The sequence below is a fragment of the bacterium genome, from assembly GCA_041648665.1.
GTDB lineage: Bacteria > UBA10199 > UBA10199 > 2-02-FULL-44-16 > JAAZCA01 > JAFGMW01.
This window is the reverse complement of record JBAZOP010000160.1, coordinates 1-4,227: the sequence shown is the minus strand read 5'-3', so window position 1 is coordinate 4,227 and position 4,227 is coordinate 1. Positions and strand designations below refer to the sequence as shown.

The 4,227-nt window shown below is 62.5% G+C and carries 4 protein-coding genes; all 4 read left to right on the top strand.

What is annotated here, in order from left to right; all coding sequences use genetic code 11:
- Positions 1-1,459, top strand: a 1,459-nt coding sequence (gene uvrA / locus WC683_19865; GenBank protein MFA4974865.1) for an excinuclease ABC subunit UvrA, incomplete at its 5' end; no start/stop codon positions are given.
- Positions 1,460-1,481: 22 nt separating this feature from the next.
- The gene (locus WC683_19860) at positions 1,482-2,624 is read left to right on the top strand and encodes an FAD:protein FMN transferase (GenBank protein MFA4974864.1); all 1,143 of its coding nucleotides are present in this window, start codon (positions 1,482-1,484) and stop codon (positions 2,622-2,624) included.
- The gene (locus WC683_19855; protein ID MFA4974863.1) at positions 2,584-3,516 is read left to right on the top strand and encodes an FAD:protein FMN transferase; all 933 of its coding nucleotides are present in this window, start codon (positions 2,584-2,586) and stop codon (positions 3,514-3,516) included. Before WC683_19860 ends, WC683_19855 begins: the two co-directional genes overlap by 41 nt.
- A gap of 5 nt (positions 3,517-3,521) precedes the next feature.
- The gene (locus tag WC683_19850; GenBank protein ID MFA4974862.1) at positions 3,522-4,043 is read left to right on the top strand and encodes a YkgJ family cysteine cluster protein; all 522 of its coding nucleotides are present in this window, start codon (positions 3,522-3,524) and stop codon (positions 4,041-4,043) included.
- Positions 4,044-4,227: the final 184 nt, after the last annotated feature.

The following is a 4,227-nucleotide window of genomic DNA, read 5'->3' as shown; positions in this document are numbered from 1 at the left end:
AAAGGAGATAAGCGAGAGGCTGGGCTTCCTCATCGACGTGGGGCTGGACTATCTGACCCTGGACCGCGCCAGCGGCACGCTCGCTGGGGGCGAAGACCAGCGCATAAGGCTCGCCACCCAGATCGGATCTGCGCTCACAGGGGTCCTGTACGTTCTCGACGAGCCCTCGATCGGCCTGCACCAGCGAGACAACCACCGGCTCATCAACACCCTGAAGCGCCTGCGCGATCTTCGGAACACGGTGCTCGTTGTGGAGCACGACCGCGACATGATGCTGGCCTCTGACCACATCATCGATCTCGGGCCCGGCGCCGGGGTCAAAGGCGGCTACGTGGTCGCGACAGGATCGCCCACCGAGATAATCGAAAACCGGGATTCGCTCACCGGCGCATTCCTCTCAGGAAGGCGAAGCATCGAAAAACCCACGAAGAGGCGAGCGCCGAGCGACGGATGGCTGGAGGTGATGGGCGCCTCCGAGCACAACCTCAAGAACATCGACGTGCGCTTTCCGATCGGCCTCATGACGGCGGTCACCGGCGTCTCCGGCTCGGGCAAGTCCACGCTCGTGACCGAGACGCTGCTGGCCTCCCTCAAACAGCGGATCTACCGCTCCAAGGAGGCCGCGGGCAACGCGAGGGAGATACGCGGCTGGGAGCGCTTCGCGAAGGTGATCGACATAGACCAGACCCCGATCGGCCGCACCCCCCGCTCCAACCCGGCCACATACACAGGGATATTCACGCACATCCGCGACCTGTTCTCAGAGCTGCCCGAGTCGCGCGCGCGCGGCTACGGCCCCGGACGCTTCAGCTTCAACGTCAAGGGGGGACGCTGCGAGGCCTGCGAAGGGGACGGCATAATACGCATCGAGATGCACTTTCTGCCCGACGTCTTCGTGGAGTGCGAGGTCTGCCAGGGCCTGCGCTTCAACCGCGAGACGCTGGAGGTGGCCTACAAGGGGAAGAACATCTCCGAGGTCTTGAAGATGACGGTCGCCGAGGCACACCGCTTCTTCGAGAACATCCCCGCCCTCAGGCACAAGCTCGAGACGCTCGTCGAGGTCGGCCTCGACTACATCGAACTCGGCCAGTCGGCGACCACGCTCTCTGGCGGCGAGGCGCAGAGGATAAAGCTCTCCAGGGAGCTCGCGCGCAGGCCCAGGTTTCTCGATGACGGCATGCTCGGCCGCACGCTCTACATACTCGACGAGCCGACCACCGGGCTGCACTTCGACGACGTGCACAAGCTGCTGGGCGTGCTCGAGGCGCTGGTGAAGGCTGGGAACACCGTGATCGTGATCGAGCATAACCTTGACGTCATCAAGTTTGCCGATTATTGTATCGATCTCGGTCCCGAGGGCGGAGCGAATGGCGGCAAACTCGTCGCCGCAGGGACGCCCGAGGAGATCGCTGAAAACAAGGCGTCCCACACCGGCAGATACCTTAAGGAAGTCCTGTGACATCAACGATAAGGAGACAACAATGAAGAACAGAATCCACGCAATCCTCATACTGCTCGCGATCGTGGCCCTCCCCTCCATAGCCTCGACGGCCATGACAGAGGACTCCACAGCCGCTGCCGCCACTGCTACAGCCACCGACACGCCTACAGCCACCGACACGACCGCTGCTCCTGTCATCGCTCCGGTCATTCCCGCTGTCCCGTCAGCGGGCACGAGGCAATTCTCGGCCGAGGCCCAGCTCCCGACCGGCGAGCCGATCACAGCGACCATAGTAGGCACCCCATCGGATGAAGGTCGCGCAAAGGCAGCGCTCTCGAACGCCATATCGCGCGCTCAACAGTTCTTCGGTGAATTCTTCTCCACAGGCGGCGTAGCCAACCAGCTCGACAGCCTGGGCAAGGGCAAAGAGCTGGAGCTGTCGCCCACAGGCTTCGAATTCATCTCCAGGGCCGTCACCCTGGGAAAGCAGACCGACGGGTTTTTCGACATCGCCGGCCCCTCGCCCAAGCACCTCTTCATGAAGAGCGACTCGCGCAGGATTTCGCTCAACTCTGAAAAGCGCACGATCTCGTTCAAGAGCGACGACATGAAGCTCGACCTGGGCAGGATAGCACTCGGCTACGCGTGCGACCTCATGATGGAGACCATTTCAGCCGACGGGTTCGCAAACGCAAGCGTCAGCACAGGTCCGGTCACGCGCAACATCGGCCGCGACATATACACCCCCTGGGACGTCGTGGTCGGCTTCGGCGAGACGACGAGCACAGGCGCGCATCGCGCGTATCGCTACGGCGTCTCCAACGTGGCGACAGCCACAGTCTCGCCTGACGGCATAGGCCGCGGCCTCATAGACCCGCTCAACAAAAAAGAGGTGGCGGTCGCCGACGGGCTGCGCAGCGTGACCGTCATCGCATCCAACGCCATGAACGCGACCGCCTTCGCGCTCGCCGCCTACACCGTGGGCCCAGAATACGCCATGAAGTACGTGATGGGCCACACGTCGATAAGGGGCATAATCGTGGACGGCCAGGGAAATCTCGTGGCCTCCAAGAACATGATCGTAGAAGGCGTGCCGTACGAGAAGAGAATGAACGAGCAGACCGCCTCCGACGGGGGACCAAATGACCAGAAACAGAGGGAGCTCGAAGAGAAGAGCGAGTAGGTTTTTCTTCGCCGCAATCCTGGCCGCAGCGATCCTCTCTCCGCTTTCGTCTTATGCGCAGCAGGGAGACATCAAGCTGTTCTCCAGGCAGGCGACGCTCGGCGGCAGGACCCAGGCCGCCATCCTGATCGTCGGCTGGTCGAGGGACGCATCCACGGTCGAGCGCCTCATCGACGTGGTCGCGCAGCGCGCGAACGAGGTCTTCGCCCAGCTCGACTGGCAGAACCCGAACAGCGACGTGAGCAGGCTCAACGCGGCCGCAGGTGGGACCGCCGTCGCCGTATCCGACGACACGATCGCGGCCCTCGAAGAGGCCAAGACGATCTCGGACTGGGCCAAGGGCTGGTTCGACGTGACCTCCGCAGGCCAGGGGAGCTACAGGGACATCAGCATCGACAAGGGCGCGCGCACGGCGCAGCTAAAGAAATCCGGGATGCAGGTGCGCTTCGACGGAATGATCGACGGCTTTCTGGCCGAGTACATGGTCAGGCTCATCGCCACGGCCAGCATGCAGAACGCGATGGTGAAGGTGGGCAACGTATTCCGCGGCATGGGCTCGGGCCTCGCCGGCCCCTGGAAGATACAGGTGCAGGACAGCGAGGGCACGTATGCGCACCATGCGCTCAACCTCACCGTCAACAACAACGCAGTGGCGACCGTCAGCTCCAACGAATTCGCGTATCAGGAGCTGATAAACCCGAAGAACAAGGAGCGAATAGGCGCGCCGTGCAAAGGCGTGACGCTCGTGATGAAGAACGCAGCCCAGGCTCAGGGGATGGCCAAGGCGGTCTTCATCGCAGGCCCCAAGGACGGCATGGAGCTGATGGCGGGCAAGGCCTCGGGACTCATAGTGGACAACGCCGGAAAATTCATCAGGACGCCCGGATTCTGAATACCGTGTTCAAAGACTACATAAAGCTGCTGGACAAGATCGATTCCTTCACAGAGGGCGTGAGAAAGCGCCATCCCGAGTCCTTCGAGTGCGCGCCCGGCTGCTCAGGGTGCTGCGTGGCGGGGATCACAGTGTGGCGGGTCGAGGCGGATCACATCCGGAAATGCGCGGGACCGCTCGGCGAACGAACCGCATCGGCCTCCGGAGATCGATGCTCGCGCCTGAATGACGAGGGATTGTGTTCGATCTACCAGGCCAGGCCCGCAGTATGCCGCCTCTGGGGCGCGGCGCTCCTGATACCAAAGGGCCGCGAAGGGGAATGGGGCTTGCGCCCCTCCTCCACCGCGCACGCCTCCGAAGGCGCGATCACCTGCTGCAGCCTGAATTTTCGGGAAGGCGTGAAACTTTCGGAGTTGCCGTCTTCAGATCTCATCAACGCCGAGACCGCCGTCAGCACGCTCGCGGCGATCAACCACGTCTACTGCAAGGCCATGGGGCTCGACCCAACGGAGCGCCTGGCCGTCTAGCGCAAAAAATTTGAATATCCCTCACTGCTCATCCTCGAACTTCTCGTCCAGCTGGTTGTCGAGGTCGAACGACCAGGCCTCGAACATATTCTCCTCGCCGTTGGAATCGATGAGCTCTCCGCTTTCGGTGTAGATCAGGCGCTCCTCTTCCCACCGCATCTCGGCCCTGATCTTGGGATAGAAG